The organism is Shewanella sp. SM29, assembly GCF_025654245.1.
Taxonomy (GTDB): Bacteria; Pseudomonadota; Gammaproteobacteria; order Enterobacterales; family Shewanellaceae; genus Shewanella; species Shewanella oncorhynchi.
In genome coordinates this window covers 118,702-137,832 of sequence record NZ_JAKKRN010000012.1, presented here as the reverse complement: position 1 = coordinate 137,832, position 19,131 = coordinate 118,702, and the positions used below count along the sequence as shown (strand labels likewise).

The following is a 19,131-nucleotide window of genomic DNA, read 5'->3' as shown; positions in this document are numbered from 1 at the left end:
TGTTTTATCTTGTTAAAGAGCAACTCAATATTCGTAAGAGAACTTGAGTACCACACTGAGCGCCGAACGCTTCCAGTTGGCTAGGGCTGCGTATTCTACGCATTTCCCGTTTCGCGTCAAGGAGTTTTTGCAAACTTTCTCAACACTCATCAATCAGTAAACTCATCGATGAACTGTCACATCAGGCTGCTTAACGCTGTCTGCCGTGTCAGTGGATGCGCATTATAGGCAGCAGAGGATTTTGTGCAACCCCTATTTTAAGGAAATTTGCAGTTAATTCTAATGATCTAATCTAGCCACAAGATACCCACCACTTATCCCCAAAGTTATCCACACCCCGCTCATTTTAGACTCAGTTTTAACTTAAAATGAGGTTTGATGAACCTCTATTACTACGAATAAAGCACGGAGATTCCGTTGATTCTCGAGGCAAGAGGTGGGTTCTTGATGCAGCTTGTTCTAATAAATGGGCGAACGATAAATTAAAGAAACTCTTTGCCGACTTAATCAGAGATACAGGCCGTATTGCACAAAGCTGATATTGGCCACTTGTTAGCGATGAGCTTATCTATATAAAGCTAAGTTGATTTATCAAAGACGTCATGCACATTAAGAGTGACATGTTCGCTTACCTATATTTAGTGACAGGAAATTTAGTGACAGAAAATTTAGTGGCAATAATTTAGAAGTAAAAAAATACCCGCCAATGGCGGGTATTTTCTCATTCAGCTATGGCGTTAAACGCTGAACTTATTCTTCAACAGGCGAGACCACGAACAGTAAGTCGCCTTGAGACACTTGCTGACCATTGCTGTTCAAGATGCGCTCGATACGATACTTCTTATCTTCAGGGTACAGAATCGCACTCTGACGGTTAAAGCCAGCTAAGGTCACTTGCGAGAACATCTTCATCGCTTCTGTTAGTGCTAGCGTTTGATCGACTGTGACTATGTCACCTTCTTTCACAAAATCCGCTTCACCCGGTGCAGAAGAGGTATAGAAGATACCTGCGCCTTGGGCTAACACTTTCAGTTCGTTACTTTCGCCAACACGCAGTGACTCAGTGTCCACTTCCACAGTTTCAGCGGCAGCTTCCATTTCTGCGATCAACGCAGGAATATCGAGCTCAGCCATTAAACGTGGCAGATAGTTAGTATCGTAAACACCTTCGTTAAAGGTACCATCTTTCAGGATCAGCTTGAGTAACGGAATGTTAGTCGCGATGCCTTTCAGCACTACACTGTCTAAGTATTCATACAGTTTGGCAATCACATCTTCACGATTTTCACCGCGCATGATGATTTGCGCAATCAAGCTATCGTAGTATGGCGATACTTCTTTACCTGGCGCAGCAATCGAAATGATTTCCACATCTGGATGTTCTGGGAACACACACTCAGTGATCTTGCCCGGATTTGGGATCAGTTGCAGTATACCATGGCTATCAAGCGCCGCTTTCTCAGCCGTCACACGTACTTCCATCGCATAACCAATTTCTTTCGGTTCTAACGCTGCAATCGAACGGCCAGCAGCAATATCAAACTGCGCGCTAACGATATCAATACCTGAAGTCGCTTCCGTAACTGGATGCTCAACCTGCAGACGCGTGTTCATTTCCATGAAGTAGACTTCGTTTGCATCTAAGTTATAGATGAACTCAACGGTACCTGCGCCCATGTAATCGGTCGCGTCGCCTAAGGCACGGGTATAAGCCAGCACTTGTCGCTTCAGCTCATCCGGCAGCATAGTTGAGCCAGATTCTTCGACCACTTTTTGATTGTTACGTTGAACCGAACAGTCACGCAAACCTAATACTTTCGCGTTGCCGAACTTATCACGCAGCAACTGCACTTCGATGTGACGTAGTGATGTCACATACTTCTCTAAGTACAAGTCACCATTACCGAAGGCGGCGGCCGCTTCAGTTGCGGTTTTTTGGAATAAACCAATCATGTCTTCAGGACGTTTTACAACCTGAATACCTTTACCGCCACCACCTTGTACCGCTTTAAGCAGTACTGGATAGCCGATTTCGCTCGCCACGTTTACGGCTTGTTCAGCATTGGTCAGAATACCGTGCGAACCAGGAACAACAGGTACGTTTTGCGCTTGCGATGTCTTAATTGCGTTCGACTTGTTACCCATAGTCGTCATTGAATGCACGCTAGGACCGACGAAGTTAACACCGTTATTCACACACAATGCAGCAAACTGCGGGCTTTCTGATAGGAAACCGATACCTGGATGCAATGCATCAACCTGTTCATATTCGGCCACTTTCAGCACTGAGTATGCGTTCAAGTAACTTTCGTCCGAGGTGTTACCACCAAGACAAACTAACTTGTCAGTTTCTTTAAGCATATCCGCGGGGACTGACGTCATATCAGGATCCGACGCCACTAATACCACATTGATATTATTGTCATGCGCCTTGCGAATAAGTTTCACCGCAGTACAACCACGGGCGTGAACCAATACTTTGTTAATTGGCTTCATTAACTTACGTGGATCGTTCTGCACGATCACTTCTTCTTCAACAGTAGCTTCAACCACTAAGGTCGACAGTGCATTGATGATCACGTCGTTAATTTTTGCCGAAGGCATTGGCATCAGAGGATCGATACCTGCTAACTGAGAGTCTAAATTGTCGCTGAATGGGTTATGGACTAAGCCCGCCATTGCGCCAGGTACTTTTGACAAGTAGTTAGAAAGCGTTGCCGTTGATGGTAAGTAAGCTGGCACCACCATTTGACCTGCGAATGGCATGTTAGTACCAGACAGATAGTAAGTTTGCACCAATGGGTGAGTCACAAAACTCGCCTGCGCACCACCGGTACAGTCACCAAAACCAAACATCAGTACTGGCAATTCGTTATCACGAATAAAGCGCGTGATACGATCGTTCACCACAGCCATAGAGAATAGCGCCGCGGCGCCTTCTTTAGTCTGCATACCACCTGAACTGATAAAGCACACAACGGGTAATTTACGCTTAGCACACTCGATCAATAGTGCAGAGAATTTCTCAGCACTAGCCATATCGAATGCACCCGCTTGGAATGCGGTGTTAGACACAGCCACACCCACACGCACTTTTTGACCTTTTTCTTTAAAGTCAGCAATACCTGTGATCAAACCACATGGGCGAATGCCTTTATCTAATGCGTCTTCAATCGATAAACGGAAGCCTGGGAAGTTGAGCAAGTTAGCCGACATCTTGTCGCCGTTGATCTCTTCGAAATGGGTAAAGAACTGCTTCACCACATTTTCCCAAGTCATGTTGCCTTTACGTTTTTCGTCACGCAGCACTTTTTGGATCAATAGATCCTGATAACCCATGGTCAAGCGGTTCCAGAAGTCCTTACGACGACCGATACGCACAGGGTTGATCGCGCCAGTGTACTTGCTGGTATCGCTTTCACTATCGAAATACTCAGGCAGTAAACGCTCGAAGAAGTAAGTCAGTACCACGAATAGACTGTCGTTAAGTTGTGGGAAACCCACACTCTTCCACTGCTCTACTCGCACCAGCAAATCGGCGCGGTTCGATTGACCCATAAAATACTTGAGCCACTTATAGAACTTAGCTTTGTCGTTCGAGGTATCTTGCGTCGACAATGCATGGTCAATTGACTTGTGCAACAGGTTGTTCACTGAGTTACGTGACAAACTCTTCGACATCATGGCTTCTTTCGCGATTGACGCTAAGCTGCCCACAACGTTGTCATACAAGGCATTGAAGATCAGAATATTATGGCATTGCCAAATAAAGTCTTCACGCAGCTCTTCATTTACCACCACGTCCAGCACAGTCAGCTGATTCAGCTCAGGCCATTTAGCTTGAGTCACAGACTTTGGCAAACTTTCTAAGTGCTGAATGAGCCCTTTGAAGTTGTTAGCCGCATTGCTTTTCCAGCGGTGATATAAAGACCAACTGATATTGAATAACAGCGCCTTACGTGCTTTTTTATAGTTCTCTTTTGGCTCACCCAAAATCAAACGTGTCAGCATGTTACGCTCGGTAGAGACTTCGTCACGTTTAGCGACAAAGTTAGTCCATAATTTATTCAAATCTTCGTCATAAACTAGCTTGTCAGGGTTAGACAACCAAGCTTGGAACACACGGTCTTGTTCCTGTTGAATACGTGCCAACAGATCACCTTCTGGCACGCTAGCACGTGACAGACGACCATATTGCTCTTGAGAAATAGAATGGATACGGCTACGTAGCGTTAAATAACGCAAATAGCGATAGGCGCTACCGAACAAGTTATGGTGACTGGTCGGGCTCGTTGCCACAGCCAATTCTGCGTTCAGTTCCAAAGCCATCAAGTTTTTAGATGGATTAAGGAAACGAGTTAAACTGCGATCATAATGCTCACGTAAATCTTTAGATTCACGCACAAAATTCATCGCTGCACGCTCAACCGCTTCTACGCTGCTAATAATAGCGCGGCGCAGATTGTGCTGACGCTCGTCGCGATCGCCCGGTGAAAAGTCGATGATACCGTCGATACAACCTGAGGTATAAAGCTCTTCTGGTGATACACCCACAGATTTCGCACATTCTTGCCAAGATAAGTTGTACTTACGGGCAATACTTTGCAGACCTTGTGGCTGGATCGTGTTGAAAATACCGTCACGCAACGACAACAGAATGTTCGCAGCCGCTAATGGAATTGCGCCACCAGAATAACCAGCACCAATTACGATACCGACTGTCGGTACGTCAACATTGGCACTTTCTGCGATGGCTTTAGAAATTGAATGCGCTTGGTTTTGGCTGTTAGCGATTTCGCCAGCATCCGCCCCTGGGGTATCAATTAAATAGATAATAGGCATAGACAATTCGGCGAAATGACGAATTGCTTTACAAGCGGCGTAATGATGCTCAGGCATCCAAGCACCGTTAGCTGTAGTGCGTTCTTGGGCAATAAAGCCAATACGACGAGTGCGTGAACCAAAGTTCAGCTCGACCTCAGCACTGTAAAAAGAGCCCAAGTGAGTTTCCGTAATCAAACGACCTTTAAGATCGGCAATAATACGTTTTGCACCAGGACGACCTTTATCTTGGGTCGGCTGGATCACTTTAGCAACGTAACCGTCGACATCTAAAGATGCCAAGTCTTTTAAGTTTGCTTGAATAGCATCCTCATTTAAAAGACCTTTAATTTCTTCCGATAAACTCTGTTTACTGTGCTTAGGAAACAGAGAAAAATCTTTTGCCAAATGCTCGGCCTGTAAAAAAAGCGGATCGGGCGTTTGGGCTTGAGTCATGTGTTTGGGCTGATTATTGCTGGTCATCAAAAGATCCTCTGCTTAGCCTCTGAAAATTTTTAGCCAATAAATATAACTTTGTTATCCCGTCAAATGCCATTAAACTGCATAGGACGCTTTGTTCCAAATATGAGACAGTGGGAATAACATGCCAGATTTAAACGGTATGATGCTATTTGCAGCCGTAGTTAGAGCGAAGGGATTCTCCCAAGCTGCACGTGAAACCGGCCACCCAAAATCCACCATAAGTCGCAAAATCGCGCAGCTAGAAGAACAACTTGGCGTGCGATTACTACAGCGCGACACCCGTAATTTGAGTTTGACCCAAATCGGGGCACTCTTTTATCAACACTGTGATTCGATTCGCAATGAGGTAGAAGCGGCCAAGGCAGTTATCGAGAATACTCACGATGATGTGTCAGGATCATTACGTATTGCAATCCCAGTGTCATTTAGCCAAGAACTTATCGCTAACCTCTGTAGCGGATTTATGCGTTTATATCCCAATGTTGAATTGGATGTCCAGTTTACCGACAACGATATTGGTTTAGTCGGTGAAGGATATGACATAGCCATCAAATATGGTCCACTTCAATCGTCGGACTTAGTCGCAAGATTACTGTTTGAACGCCAGCCAATTTTGGTGGCAAGCCCTGCATACTTAAAACTCAAAGGCACACCCGCGACCCCAAAGGAACTCAGCCTGCACAGTGGGATTTTATTGGGGACTTCTCGCTCAGCACCAATTTGGCCATTGGGTAAAGGTTCGCGTAAAACCATGGCGAACTTTCAGCGTAAAGTGAGGGTCAACAGCCCGATAATGGTGAAGCAATTAGCCATAGATGATTTTGGCATCGCCATGTTATCCAATTCAGCCTGTAAGACTGAACTTGCTAATGGACAGCTAGTACCGATTTTACAGGAGTGGCCGATTGAACCTTTTAAGGTTTATGGGGTTTATTCGAGCCGACGCCAACTGGCCACCAACATCAGTGTCTTCTTAGACTTCTTTGTAAAACGCTTCAGCAGCCAAGAAAGCCTGCAATCCCTAATGGGTTAACGTTTCCCGTCGCATCAAGGAAGCCTGTTTCAAGAAAGCCCAATAAAAAAGCCTAGATCTGAGTCTAGGCTTTCAGTATCACGATTGATGTCAGCTAAGTAGGCAGCGTCATACGCAATTCTCGCAAGGTTTGGATACGCTATGCTTACGCTACCTAGCATGGGCTAAGGAATAACGCGTTCCCGTTTTAAGATTTCCTTAGTAATGGCTTGACGCAATGGTAAACCTGCGGCGTCGGGAATATCCATATTCATCGCAAAAAACCATACATTATCATCGAGTTCAACCCAACCTACCCACCAGCCAATGCTTGGCTCCGCTCTGACTGCATAACCGGTTTTCGCACGGATAATATAGTCAGAATTCGCTTCAGTCAGCATGGCTTGCTTAACAATACGTAAACTGCGCTCAGAAGCGTGTATCTTGTTGTGATAAAGCTTACGTAGGAAATCGATTTGCTCCGTAGCAGAAATTCGTATGCCACCATCTAACCAAAAGCTATCCAAATTTCCCGAAATATCCTCATTACCATAATCAAACGAGGCGATCATCTTCGACATACGCGCCTCACCAATTTGGCGAGCAAACTCTTGGTAGACAGGCACAACCGAATACTTCATTGCAGTAATAAGGTTATGATCACGATTCCAAGTTGCGATATCTCGACTTTTACCATCCCACTTAAAGACTTGATGCTCATCCTTTACCACGCCAAGCTCTAGCGCGATCAAACTGTTAGGAATTTTAAACGTCGATGCAGGTAAAAAACCTTGATTGGCACGTTTAAGATTATTAGTGAATCCCTGTTGCTTGTTTTCATTCCATAACACCACTACGCCTTTAGTTTGGTGCTGAGTAAAACTGGCATCCCAACTGCGGGTTTCTTGCCACTCCTTAGCTGTAGTAGATGCAAAAGTCGGCGCCACTAAGCTTGACGACACTAAAATAGACGACATCACCAGCACAGCCGATATGGTGAACAAACGCATAAAGTCTCCTTGTAGAAAAACAACCAATCCAATGAACTAAAAAAGTGATTAAGGCTATCACTTAGGGTTTTGGCAAGCCCTAGCAAACTGCTGACCAATTGTGGCAAAAAAGAGGCAAACTAGACCCTATTGCACTGTTGCAGATGGGTTAATGCCAGCACCACATGATTTGTGATAGAAGATATTGGCATAAGATGACAAAGATCACTGAGCTTAACTTTATTACCCTCAGCTTGTAGTGCATACTTTTTGGCATAAGAGACTATCCGCACGAAAAAAATAATCATTATTTCCAATGAATAACGTCTAATCACTACAGGGAAGCCAAACATGTTGAAGCCAGTGTTAACACTCATCCTCACCACCAGCTTAATGACTACAGCCAGTGCCGTGCAGTTATTTGGTGACGTTGAAGTTTCCCGCCTACCAGCAGCCGAAAAAACCATAGGCGACGTAGTCACTCGCTATCAAGCACTTGACGATGGTCTGGCTCAGCTGAGTTCAAAGAAAAACGAAGTTGACGCCACCCAATTAGCGGCGCGCCAAGGACACAGATTGTGGCAACAAGCTGTCCGCGATGTACAGTCAGGGCATTTTGACGACCGACCTTTATACTGGGCTCGCCTTGCCATGCTTAATAGTCTAAAAACCACCAGCGCCAACTTTAAAATGGCCGATTGGCAACAAGACATATTAATGAGTGCGGTTGAAAAGGCATCACGGGGTTTTAGCGATATTCAATATGGTGATGATGTCCAAATCAAAATATTCCTCACGGGTTTCGATCCTTTCTTCCTCGACAAAGATATCACCCAGAGTAATCCTTCCGGTCTAGTTGCCCTCGCCTTGGATGGTTTTCGCTTTGATATTAATGGTAAAACGGCGCAAATAGAAACCGCTATGGTGCCAGTACGTTTTGCAGATTTTGATCAAGGACTTATCGAGTCGCTATTGAGCCCGATTTATCGCGATCCCAAAACCCAATTTGTATTCACCGTTAGCATGGGCCGAACTGATTTTGATATCGAACGTTTCCCAGGGCGAAATCGCAGCGCAGCGGCGCCCGATAACCAAAACGTACTCACTGGCGGCACGAAAACCGCACCCGTTGCCCCAAAGCTTAATGGTAAAGATTTTATCGGCCCCGAATTTGTGGAATTTTCACTGCCTGTTTCGGCTATGCAAGTCAAAGATGGTCAATGGAAAGTCAATGATAACCATACTGTCACTACCCTTGCCCGCGGTGAATTTAGCGCGACCTCATTAAACGAACTGCAAAACGAAACCTCAGTCGAAGGTTCTGGCGGCGGTTATCTCTCTAATGAAATCTCCTATCACGCCATAGTCTTGCAGCAAAAGTTTAATAGCCATGCCAAGGTCGGCCACATTCACACACCAAGAGTCAAAGGCTATGATGCCAATACTGAGCAAGCCATAGTCGAACAAGTACGCACTATGGTGATGCAGGCGGCAGAGAGTTTATAGCCAAGTCACACTGGCTGAAACTGGCCGAAACTAGCATTGTCAGATAGCGTTCGCTATGATGCGAACGCTTCTGATGTGAACGCTTAGGCAGGCTTAATCACCGATAAGTTTTAAGCACTCAATTTTATCTTTAACCGACGAGATCCAACGCTAACCCTATGCTGAAACCCGCAGACTTACTCAATGCCTTACGCCGTCGCAGCAGTGAAGCACTTGCCCCGCTGACAAAATCGACGTACGCAGCCTTGGGCCAAAGCCAAGATAAGTCGCAGGTGATAACGAGTCCACCAGCACCAAATCCGGCTCAGGCACATATTTTCACCGGTTCATCACGCCCACTCTCGTCACTACAAATTCAAGTACTAGAGCGAATTGAAGCTTGTTATCAAGAGGCCGAGATATCGCTTAAGCGCACTTTTCCACGCCCAGTCACTCAATTTAGTTTAAGGGGTAAGAGTGCGGGTACAGCTCATCTGCAACAGAATCGCTTGCGATTCAATCCTGTATTGCTACGCGAAAACAGCGAGGCATTTCTGACTGAGGTCGTCCCCCACGAAATTTGTCATTTGCTGTGTTTTCAGCTTTTTGGCAAAACCAAGCCCCACGGTAAAGAATGGCAATCTTTGATGTTAACGGTATTTAAGGTCAATCCGAGTACCACACATAGCTTTAATACCACTTCAGTTACGAGTCGCGATGTTGAGTATCGCTGCGCCTGTGGACCGATTCGACTGAGTATTCGCCGCCATAACAAGGTGTTGCGTGGTGAAAGTCGTTATATTTGTAAACGCTGTAAGACCCATTTAACTGCGATCTAGCGACTTTCAGCAAACAAAACTCCCACCTAAGTACGACTCAATTTGCATAAACAGCGATATTTCCCTTACCATCACGCCATAAAAGACGAGCCAAAGGCTCGCGTAGTGTTTGTTATTTTGGGATAAATTTTGAACATAGCTTCTTTAACCGTTAATTCACGGCGACTTTTGTTGTGCCTAATCACTTGGGCGGCGACCTTATCTGTGCCCGCAAGTGCCTCAGTGTCACATCCCAGCAGTTTCAGCCAAGCGAAAACCAAGTCACAGGCGCTCTACGCAGGCAGTCGCCAAGGTACTCTGCCCGCAGTCAGCTTTTACTGTGGCTGTGAAATTCAGATCAAAGGCAAATCGTGGAAACCCGATCTCGCCAGCTGTGGTTATCAAGTCCGTAAACAGGAAACACGCGCCAACCGTATCGAGTGGGAACACATAGTCCCCGCCTGGGAATTTGGCCATCAACTCCAATGCTGGCAAAAGGGCGGCCGTAAAAACTGTACCGATAACAGTAATGAATTTAATAAAATGGAATCGGACATGCATAATTTGGTACCCGCAATTGGTGAGGTCAATGGCGATCGCAGCAACTTCCGATTTAGCCAATGGAACGGTAAGGCCGACCAATATGGCCAATGTGCTATGGTAGTCGACTTTAAGAATCGTCAAGCACAACCTCCCGCGAATACCCGCGGTAAGATAGCCAGAACCTACCTATATATGCAGCAGACCTATGGTCTTAAAATCGCCTCAAGCCAATTAAAATTATTTAAGGCATGGGATAAAACCTATCCAGTTGATACTATTGAGTGCAAACGTGATAACGCCATAGCGCAAACCCAAGGTAACCATAACCCCTTTGTGCAGAATGCCTGTAATGCGCCACCACAGCGTCAACAATTAGCCGAATAAGGTCGACAATGAGAGTCCCAAGAATTTATCAACCTCAGCCATTAGCCATCAATCAACAGTTGAACTTAGACGAAGATGGCGCGGCCCATATCGGCAAGGTGCTACGCATGGGCAACAGCGAACATATCAGTCTATTTAATGGCGATGGCAATGATTATCTTGCTGAAATTGTTGACGCAGGTAAGAAGCATGTCACAGTAAAACTGCTCTCCTGTGAGGCCAATTTATCTGAGTCACCACTCAACTTGCACTTAGGCCAAGTGATTTCCCGTGGCGATAGAATGGAGTTCACCATTCAAAAATCGGTCGAGCTTGGCGTAAATACGATTACGCCGCTGTTTTCAGATCGCTGCGGTGTGAAACTCAACGGTGAACGCCTAGAGAAAAAAATTCAGCAATGGCAGAAGATCGTCGTGAGCGCCTGTGAGCAATCGGGACGCAGCCAAGTGCCCATGGTTCGCCCAGCGATGGACTTGCACGATTGGTGCAGTGAGCCGACCTCGGCGCTTAAACTCAATTTGCATCCACGTGCCGCACACGGTATCAATGGTTTAGATTTAGCCCATACCCGCGTGCGACTATTAATTGGCCCAGAAGGCGGTTTGTCGGCGGAAGAAATCGCCATGACAGAAACCTATCAGTTTACCGATGTGTTGCTTGGCCCCAGAGTGCTACGCACCGAAACCGCCTCGCTCACCGCCATTACGGCACTGCAACTCAGATTTGGTGATTTAGGCTAGACCGTCCACAACCGCACACAGCGGTGGTATGGCACCCCATTATCCAATAAATGCTTTTTTGCCTGCAAACGGCGACAAATAAGGAACAGATTAATGATAAAACTCGGCATAGTGATGGACCCCATCAGTGAGATCAACATTAAGAAAGACTCCAGTTTTGCCATGTTAATGGCCGCGCAGGAAAGAGGTTATCAGCTGTTTTATATGGAAATGGCCGATCTTGCTATGGTCAACGGTGTGGCTATGGCCAATATGCGTCCGTTAACTGTTTTCAATGATGCGAGCAAATGGTTTGAACTCGGCGAAGCTACAGACACGCCGATGAGCGAACTCGACGTGATCTTAATGCGTAAGGACCCGCCATTCGATACTGAGTTTATCTACGCAACTTACATGCTTGAACGCGCCGAAGAACAAGGCGTGTTGATCGTTAACAAGCCGCAAAGCTTACGTGATGCTAACGAGAAACTGTTTACCGCATGGTTTAGCGAATTCACGCCAGAAACGATCGTAACCCGTGATGCCAAACGTATCCGCGCTTTCCACCAAGCGAAGGGCGATATTATTCTTAAGCCACTTGATGGTATGGGCGGCACCTCGATTTTCCGCGTGAAGCAGGACGACCCAAACCTTGGGGTCATCATAGAAACCTTGACCAGCTATGGCCAACAATATGCCATGGCGCAAGCCTTTATCCCTGAGATAACCAAAGGCGATAAACGCATTTTAGTGGTCGATGGTGAGCCTGTGCCCTACGCCTTGGCGCGTATCCCAATGAAAGGCGAAACCCGTGGTAACTTAGCGGCAGGCGGAAGCGGTGTGGCTCAACCTTTATCCGACAGCGATTGGGCAATTGCCCGCGCCATTGGTCCAGAACTTAAAAAGCGTGGACTGATTTTTGTCGGCCTCGATGTCATTGGTGACAAGCTGACTGAGATCAACGTAACCAGTCCAACTTGTATCCGTGAGATCCAAGCAGCATTTGATGTCGACATCACAGGCATGTTAATGGATGCTATTGAAGCACGCATTAACACCAAAGCATAAAAATTTACCAACGAGTTTGTTGATTTAAGGCGCTTTGACATCACAAGCGCCTAGCCACTTTCTAGGGATCTGATATGAGTTTCACCAAAGCGCCATTCTTGTTACTCGGCATAGGTTTATTACTATCGACTCCGACTTGGGCCAACATAGAAACAGGTCCAACGAAAGCACCGTCGCGTCCCAAAAACATTGTCATCATGATAGGTGATGGTATGGGACCGTCTTACACTAGCGCTTACCGTTACTACAAAGATAATCCTGACACAGAGGAAGTCGAACAAACCGTATTCGACCGTTTACTTGTAGGTATGGCGAGCACTTATCCCGCCAGTGTCAGTGGTTATGTTACCGACTCAGCCGCGGCAGCAACTGCGCTCGCCACTGGCGTTAAATCTTACAATGGGGCGATTTCGGTCGATACCCAAAAGCAACCGCTGCCGACCATACTCGAAAAAGCCAAATCCCTTGGCCTCAGCACAGGTGTGGCTGTCACATCCCAGATAAACCACGCCACGCCTGCAGCCTTTTTAGCCCACAACGAGAGCCGTAAAAACTACGACGCTTTAGCACTCAGCTATCTAGAAACCAACGCCGATGTATTCTTAGGCGGTGGTCAAAAATACTTTACCCCTGAACTATTAGCGCAATTTAAAGCCAAGGGGTATCAACATATTACTCGTTTTGAAGATCTCGCCAGCATCACCCAACCTAAAGTGCTAGGCTTGTTTGCCGAAGTCCAATTACCTTGGGCGATTGATGAAAAAGATGCGAAAAAACTCAGCACTTTAACCCAAAAAGCGCTCAGTTTACTGTCGCAGAATGACCAAGGTTTTGTATTGTTAGTCGAAGGAAGTCTCATCGACTGGGCGGGTCACAATAACGACATCGCCACTGCTATGGGTGAGATGGATGAATTCTCCAATGCCATTGAAGTGGTTGAGCAATTCGTGCGTGAACATCCTGATACCCTGATGGTGATCACCGCCGACCATAACACCGGTGGCCTATCGATTGGCGTCGATGGAAACTACAACTGGAACCCTGAAATCCTACGTAACATTTCAGCCAGTACCGACACATTAGCCTTAGCCGCCATCAGCGGTGAACAATGGCAGGCCGATCTTGCCCGCGGTTTAGGTTTTGAGCTCAACGAAGAAGAAATCGCAAAATTAACGGTCGCCAGAATGCAGGGATTAGAAACCATAGCGGTTGCAATTCGCCATGTTATTGATAAGCGAACTGATACAGGTTGGACAACCGACGGCCACACAGGCACAGACGTACAAGTGTTTGCCGCAGGTCCCGCATCTGAGCTGTTTAACGGCCATCAAGACAATACTGATATCGCCAATAAGATTTTCAGCTTATTGCCAAAACCGAAGAAACCTAAGAGCTAAGCGTTAATCGATTCCTTTCATTAAAGGCAACCGCATAATGCAGTTGCCTTTTTTATTGGTTTTTTTTATTAGGGATTTTATTAGGTCTTAGTGCAGTGATTCGATGCAAACTGGCTCGGGCGTGAATAACGGGTATAATGCCCACACTTAAGTTTATAGGTGCCTGTAACTGTGTTAACTAATCCATCGCAAGTCATTATTCGTAATCAAGACAGCCTAAGCCAACATAAGGTGTTAGTGCTCAATCATGAAGCCGATCTACTGCCAAAAGCCCTGCTCGATGTCGCGGCCTCGGTCGATGCCCTCGCCTTGGATTATCACCATTATTTACACTTAGCGCCGCACGCGAATTCAAAACTGCGTTGCTACTTCGGCCACGAACTGCCACATCAAGACCCAATTAAACCAGAAAAGTACGATACGATTATCGTTTATTTCCCCAAGGCTAAACCCCTCGCACCTTATCTATTTAACCTCGCCGCCAGCCATCTTGTGACTAACGGCCAGCTATTAGTGGTTGGGGAAAACAAAGGCGGGATTAAGTCTTTAGTTAAACTCTTGCCTGAGTATTTTGCGACGGGGATGAAGCTCGATAACGCCCGCCACTGCTTGCTGTTTGGTAGCCATTTAGAGGGCAGCGCCCCGGCAATGAAACTTAGCGACTGGGTCAGTCAGTATCAACTCACAACGCCGCAAGGCGAGATCAGTATCTGTAATTTAGTCGGGGTATTTAGCGAAAAACGGTTAGATCTCGGCACTGAATTATTATTGTCACACCTACCAACACTCTCGGGTCGAGTGCTCGATTTTGGTTGCGGCGCAGGCGTGATCACCGCCGCTCTACTAAAAGCACAACCGAGCCTTTCCCTAGAATGCGTTGATATTAATGCCATGGCGTTAGCTTCTTGCGAACTCACCTTGGCGGCCAATGGCATGACAGCCAAAGTGTATCCATCCGATGGGCTCGCGCAAACCACAGGAAAATTTAACGGCATTATCTCTAATCCGCCGTTTCATGATGGCCTCGCCAGCACCACCAGCATAGCGCAGAACTTTGTCACCGATAGCGCTAAGCAATTACAACATAATGGTATTTGGCAAATAGTCGCCAATCGCCACCTGCCCTATTCCGATATTATCGCCGCCGAATTTGGCCAATTGAAAGTGGTTGCCGATAACAACAAGTACAAGTTGTATTACTTCCAGCACAAATAGATGTTTGATTAATAACGCGCAGATGCTTTCGCTGAAGCGCGTTATTGGCAACCCAGCCACTCACTCTTATCCCAATCCCTGTTTGTTTTTAGATAAAACCTCCCTTTCATCGTGTTACAAAATTCAATATTGTGATCTGCCGCATGCCAGCGATTCTGACAATTCCTCACTTATAGTCACTCAACAGCCGTTCCTAACATAGGGATTCGATTTAAAACATCAAAATAATGGTTAAACCTAAAATCAATATAAGTTGTGGTTTATTCAGTAATTTTTGTTATAAAACCAGAGATAACACTGATTATAAGACTCAATTTTTTATAAAAAACTATTTTAAAATTCACTCATAGACCATTAACAACAAAATGACAACATTTGCTGATTTTGCAGCCAAAAAGGCTTCTTTACCCTAAGTTTCTACTGTTATACTCAAAACAGCTTCTTAACAAGAATAAAACGCAATTACTAGGAATGCCCCTATGCTGGACCCTGAACTCATAGAGCTAAACAGCGATAAGACAAAAGCTGAATTGCGCCTGATCCCTAATGTCCATGGTCCAGTCACCCATGAAGACATAATGCGCCTGTTGTCTTTACCTGAATTCGCCGCCCTGTTTCCGCTAGAGCCAGCCATTACTAAAACCGTCGCTAAAATCAACTCTCTTTGTAATCAAGACGATGGAAAATTTGAGCTCTATACTACTTTGGCCGAACGTCGCGATGGCAGCATAGCTATCGAGATTAGTCCCGATAAAATGCAAGCCAGTCTTAAACTTACCGCAGCATGGGGTGGTAAACAGATAGATTTGCCAGAGATCCTCACTCATCTCAAAAAAAACAACGTCTGCATGGGGCTAAGCAAACTCAAAATTCAAGCTCTACTAAAGCAACTCAGCACACTCAAGCCAGGGGAAATCTGCCAAAGTGAAATAGCCCAAGGCAAAGCCCCTGTTAATGGACTCAATGCGGTACTAGAACGCAAAGTATTCCTTGCGCGCGAACGCTTGCTTCAGCCACAAGAGCGCGAAGATGGCAGTGTCGATATGCGCAATTTAGGCGCAATGATCGTTGTTAAAGCCAATGATCTCTTGATGGTTAAACATTTAGCCACCGAAGGCACTCCGGGCTACAACATCAAGGGCGAAGTCCTTAAACAAAAACCAGGTAAGGATGCCGTGCTTCAAGTGGGTACAGGCACAGCTTTTCATCCCAAAGATCCCAATAAGCTGATCGCCACAGTGCCGGGGCAACCCGTCGAAACCCGTACAGGTATGAATGTCGATGATGTACTGCAACTTAAAGACGTCGATATCAGTACAGGCCATGTCACCTTCAAGGGCAGTATTTTAATCACAGGTGATGTCCACGAGGGCATGATAGTTAAAAGCTCAGGCGATATTACCGTGATGGGGTTTGTGGACTCCGCCACCCTTGAAGCAGAAGGTGATGTCACTGTGAGTAAAGGCATCATTGGTCGCCAGATTAAAGCCAATGAATACTCTACCAATATCTATTCTCAAGGGCAGATCAGCGCCCAATTTGTGCAATATTCTCAATTAGTTGCCAAAGGTAATATCTTAGTCACTAAACAGTTGCTGCACAGTAATACTAAAACCGCCGGCAGTTTAACGGTCAGCGATCCTAGCGGTCGTCGTGGTGATCTGGTTGGCGGAGTCGCACACGCTGAAAAAGGCATCACGGCGGTTGTCATAGGTGCAACGGCAGGGACTAAAACTGACGTTTACTGCGCAATGGGACAGGCTGAACTCAAGCAAGATCTCAAGCTACTCGATGAGAGCGTTAAAGCTATGGTCGTCGCTAGTTTAGATATCGAGGCTCGCCTCAATAAACTGCCCCCAAAGTCAGAATGGCAAGCTGACGCGGTTATGATTGAGCAAATAAAGATGATGCTTGATGAGAAGAATCGCATCATGGACGAACGTACCCGTGAAGAGCTTGAATTCGATACCTTTAAACAAGAAGTCGAAGGCTACTACGAAAAATACCGTATCGAAGTGCTTAAACACGTATTCCTTAACGTTGAGCTGCATATAGGTCCAGCAAATCACCGTACGGCACGTGAACATGGCACTTGTTGTATTGCCAATGTTAATCAAGAGATTAACTTTGACTATAACGCCAAGGCCAAAGCTGCACCGAGCACATAAGGTTCACTAGGGTTCTTAACGCCAGTGCTGAGGCGGCTTTCGCTCGGCAGCCAAACCTCTGAACTCGTTCTGGCCTCTATCTATCTTCTCCAAGCGTGGCATACTGCTCACAGATAAACGCACGCAGCAGTATGCCAAGTCACCTTCTTGCTAAATCCTAATCCTTGTCTACTGCCGCCGATTGATCTCAGAGAATACCTCAGAGCCCATTTTAAACTTCCTAAGGATCTGAAATGACTAGCGTTAAGATGTCGAGTATTGAATGGCCAGCGATTGTAAAACTGACTCAAAATGACGAATTACTTTACCTAGAACATCAAAGAGATTGGCTCGAACTGGCCTGTCTCTATCAGCATCACTTCATCGAAACCGATCAATTATTAGACTCCAAAGGGCAGCGATACCTTATCAGTGCCTGTCCACAAAAAATCCATGAAGATCCTGTTGGCGAATTACCTCGATTACTGCGCCAAAAACAGGATTTGCCACTCAATGAATTTATCAAATGGGTTCAAAATCATGCCCAAGCACTAGGACAATGTTGTGTCGCTAAACTGGCTTTCACGACAATTGCCCAAGGAATCGAAATTGTTCGTACCCTCGATGAATAAACAGCAAGCACATGATAAGCCATAATAAATGGCTATCAATGACTCAGTTAATCAATAAAAAACAATATGACCTTAAAAGCTAATATCCTCATAATCAATTCACAGGCATAATTTGCCGCGGTGTAACAGCGCTAAGCCAGACGGTAAAGCGCTTAAGATGCACTCCAAAATAACCGTTTTCTGCGTCGACTCAAGGGATGACGTTTAAGTTGGCACTAAATATACAAACAGATGGAACCGAAATTGGAACTACTTAAGATTGACTGCTTAGGCAAACAACTGCGCTTAGAAGGCTCGCTCGCGGGCTGGCAACAACTCTACTGGGACAACACCTTAGTCTCACAAAAAGAAGCTTCCGTCGATAATGGCGGCCTTAAAGTCCATGTCTTTGAGCTCACTCACCACAGCAGCCCGTTGGTGACAGAAAGTGGTGAGCAAGCCATCGCCATGACAGAAGCTAAAATCCAAGTTCGCCTCGAAACCGATCTCGTTTGGCAGCCTTTCCGCCTCGATTACTGCTTGCTGATGGATGACAAGATTATCGACCAAGGGCGACGGACAGAGAAAGATATCGAACGCCAAACACCAGAAACGCCCATCGTTAAGCAGCAAAAAATCAGCATGATAGGACTCGCCTCCCTCGGCTTTAAGCTGTTAAAAAGCGCTAAAGTCATAAAGGTAGTGTTAGCGGGCGCCAGTGTTGCCGCTTATTCTTGGCTATTCTCCTTCCAATTCGCCCTCGCACTTATCGCCTGTTTGGTATTTCACGAATATGGCCATATTCGCGCAATGAAATATTTTGGGATGAAGACCAAAGGGATTTACCTTATTCCCTTTATGGGCGGACTCGCGCTCTCCGATGAGAAAATTAATACGCGTTGGCAAGATGTGGTGATTTCCATCATGGGGCCAACCTTTGGGCTCTTGATGTCCATCGCTTCCTTGATTGCTTACCACGCAACGGGTAATGTGTTTTTTGCTGGCCTTGCCGCCTTTAATGCGCTGCTTAACCTATTTAATTTATTGCCTATTCTGCCACTCGATGGCGGCCATATTTTAAAGAGCATCAGCTTTTCGATGAACAGCATTATGGGCTTGGTCGCCTGCGCCGCCGGTGCCGCTTTCGGAGTGTATATCAGCTACACCTTAGGCTTAGCCCTATTGGGCTTCTTACTGTTGATCGGCAGCTTAGAAATCATCTTCGAGTGGCGAACTCGTCATCAAAGCCATCTGCTGCCATTAGACAGATACGGGCAAATCTTCTCGGTTATTTGGTATTTACTCACAGTTGGCGCCTTAGTCGGCATCATCTGGCACTTAGCCGGAACCGGCGATGATATGCTCAGTCTGCCGCTGCAAATACTCCGCAGCTAATTTGGCTTAACGGCTAAACGCAGCGCAAAGGCACTAGCACGAGT

Annotated in this window: 13 protein-coding genes; 11 read left to right on the top strand and 2 right to left on the bottom strand. The window is 46.0% G+C overall.

Features of this window, described 5'->3' with window-relative positions; all coding sequences use genetic code 11:
• Positions 1 to 750 precede the first annotated feature (750 nt).
• Positions 751 to 5,304: a biotin carboxylase N-terminal domain-containing protein gene (locus L5L77_RS10715; protein WP_219235753.1), complete on the bottom strand. Its 4,554-nt coding sequence runs from the start codon at positions 5,302 to 5,304 to the stop codon at positions 751 to 753.
• A gap of 121 nt (positions 5,305 to 5,425) precedes the next feature.
• Here L5L77_RS10715 and L5L77_RS10710 point away from each other — a divergent pair, with 121 nt between their 5' ends.
• Complete coding sequence (locus L5L77_RS10710) at positions 5,426 to 6,337, top strand: LysR family transcriptional regulator (RefSeq protein ID WP_105251501.1); 912 nt, start codon at positions 5,426 to 5,428, stop codon at positions 6,335 to 6,337.
• A 164-nt stretch (positions 6,338 to 6,501) separates the two neighbouring features.
• Here the strand turns inward: L5L77_RS10710 and blaOXA are convergent, their stop codons facing one another.
• On the bottom strand, positions 6,502 to 7,326 hold the full coding sequence (gene blaOXA, locus L5L77_RS10705) for a class D beta-lactamase (protein WP_105251500.1): 825 nt from the start codon (positions 7,324 to 7,326) through the stop codon (positions 6,502 to 6,504).
• Positions 7,327 to 7,656: 330 nt separating this feature from the next.
• Between blaOXA and L5L77_RS10700 the strand changes: the two genes are divergently transcribed.
• The 10 genes from L5L77_RS10700 to L5L77_RS10655 all read left to right on the top strand — a co-directional run bounded on the left by L5L77_RS10700 (position 7,657) and on the right by L5L77_RS10655 (position 19,087).
• A complete protein-coding gene (locus tag L5L77_RS10700) occupies positions 7,657 to 8,811 on the top strand; it encodes a hypothetical protein (protein WP_263222699.1) in 1,155 nt (384 codons plus the stop codon).
• A gap of 158 nt (positions 8,812 to 8,969) precedes the next feature.
• Complete coding sequence (locus tag L5L77_RS10695) at positions 8,970 to 9,629, top strand: SprT family zinc-dependent metalloprotease (RefSeq protein ID WP_263146801.1); 660 nt, start codon at positions 8,970 to 8,972, stop codon at positions 9,627 to 9,629.
• Positions 9,630 to 9,758: 129 nt separating this feature from the next.
• Positions 9,759 to 10,535 (top strand): endonuclease EndA, encoded by a 777-nt coding sequence (gene endA / locus L5L77_RS10690; RefSeq protein ID WP_411569154.1) that lies wholly within the window; start codon positions 9,759 to 9,761, stop codon positions 10,533 to 10,535.
• 8 nt (positions 10,536 to 10,543) lie between these two features.
• Positions 10,544 to 11,275: a 16S rRNA (uracil(1498)-N(3))-methyltransferase gene (rsmE, locus tag L5L77_RS10685; protein ID WP_263185685.1), complete on the top strand. Its 732-nt coding sequence runs from the start codon at positions 10,544 to 10,546 to the stop codon at positions 11,273 to 11,275.
• Positions 11,276 to 11,368: 93 nt separating this feature from the next.
• On the top strand, positions 11,369 to 12,322 hold the full coding sequence (gene gshB / locus L5L77_RS10680; RefSeq protein WP_168826802.1) for a glutathione synthase: 954 nt from the start codon (positions 11,369 to 11,371) through the stop codon (positions 12,320 to 12,322).
• 74 nt (positions 12,323 to 12,396) lie between these two features.
• The gene (locus L5L77_RS10675) at positions 12,397 to 13,719 is read left to right on the top strand and encodes an alkaline phosphatase (RefSeq protein WP_263181650.1); all 1,323 of its coding nucleotides are present in this window, start codon (positions 12,397 to 12,399) and stop codon (positions 13,717 to 13,719) included.
• 171 nt (positions 13,720 to 13,890) lie between these two features.
• The gene (locus L5L77_RS10670; protein ID WP_263185683.1) at positions 13,891 to 14,934 is read left to right on the top strand and encodes a methyltransferase; all 1,044 of its coding nucleotides are present in this window, start codon (positions 13,891 to 13,893) and stop codon (positions 14,932 to 14,934) included.
• Between the two features lie 479 nt (positions 14,935 to 15,413).
• Positions 15,414 to 17,102, top strand: a complete 1,689-nt coding sequence (locus L5L77_RS10665; RefSeq protein ID WP_105251492.1) for a DUF342 domain-containing protein — start codon at positions 15,414 to 15,416, stop codon at positions 17,100 to 17,102.
• Positions 17,103 to 17,335: 233 nt separating this feature from the next.
• Positions 17,336 to 17,713, top strand: coding sequence for a DUF4144 family protein (locus tag L5L77_RS10660; protein ID WP_028759298.1), 378 nt, complete (start codon positions 17,336 to 17,338; stop codon positions 17,711 to 17,713).
• 231 nt (positions 17,714 to 17,944) lie between these two features.
• The gene (locus L5L77_RS10655) at positions 17,945 to 19,087 is read left to right on the top strand and encodes a site-2 protease family protein (protein ID WP_173913176.1); all 1,143 of its coding nucleotides are present in this window, start codon (positions 17,945 to 17,947) and stop codon (positions 19,085 to 19,087) included.
• Positions 19,088 to 19,131 lie beyond the last annotated feature (44 nt).

Bases quoted from the DNA above. Each gene is read 5' to 3' on its own strand.
- L5L77_RS10665 (WP_105251492.1), top strand. From the start codon at position 15,414: ATGCTGGACCCTGAACTCATAGAGCTAAACAGCGATAAGACAAAAGCT.
- L5L77_RS10660 (WP_028759298.1), top strand. From the start codon at position 17,336: ATGACTAGCGTTAAGATGTCGAGTATTGAATGGCCAGCGATTGTAAAA.
- L5L77_RS10675 (WP_263181650.1), top strand. From the start codon at position 12,397: ATGAGTTTCACCAAAGCGCCATTCTTGTTACTCGGCATAGGTTTATTA.
- L5L77_RS10715 (WP_219235753.1), bottom strand. From the start codon at position 5,304: ATGACCAGCAATAATCAGCCCAAACACATGACTCAAGCCCAAACGCCC.
- blaOXA (WP_105251500.1), bottom strand. From the start codon at position 7,326: ATGCGTTTGTTCACCATATCGGCTGTGCTGGTGATGTCGTCTATTTTA.
- L5L77_RS10695 (WP_263146801.1), top strand. From the start codon at position 8,970: ATGCTGAAACCCGCAGACTTACTCAATGCCTTACGCCGTCGCAGCAGT.
- L5L77_RS10710 (WP_105251501.1), top strand. From the start codon at position 5,426: ATGCCAGATTTAAACGGTATGATGCTATTTGCAGCCGTAGTTAGAGCG.
- L5L77_RS10655 (WP_173913176.1), top strand. From the start codon at position 17,945: ATGGAACCGAAATTGGAACTACTTAAGATTGACTGCTTAGGCAAACAA.
- gshB (WP_168826802.1), top strand. From the start codon at position 11,369: ATGATAAAACTCGGCATAGTGATGGACCCCATCAGTGAGATCAACATT.
- L5L77_RS10700 (WP_263222699.1), top strand. From the start codon at position 7,657: ATGTTGAAGCCAGTGTTAACACTCATCCTCACCACCAGCTTAATGACT.
- rsmE (WP_263185685.1), top strand. From the start codon at position 10,544: ATGAGAGTCCCAAGAATTTATCAACCTCAGCCATTAGCCATCAATCAA.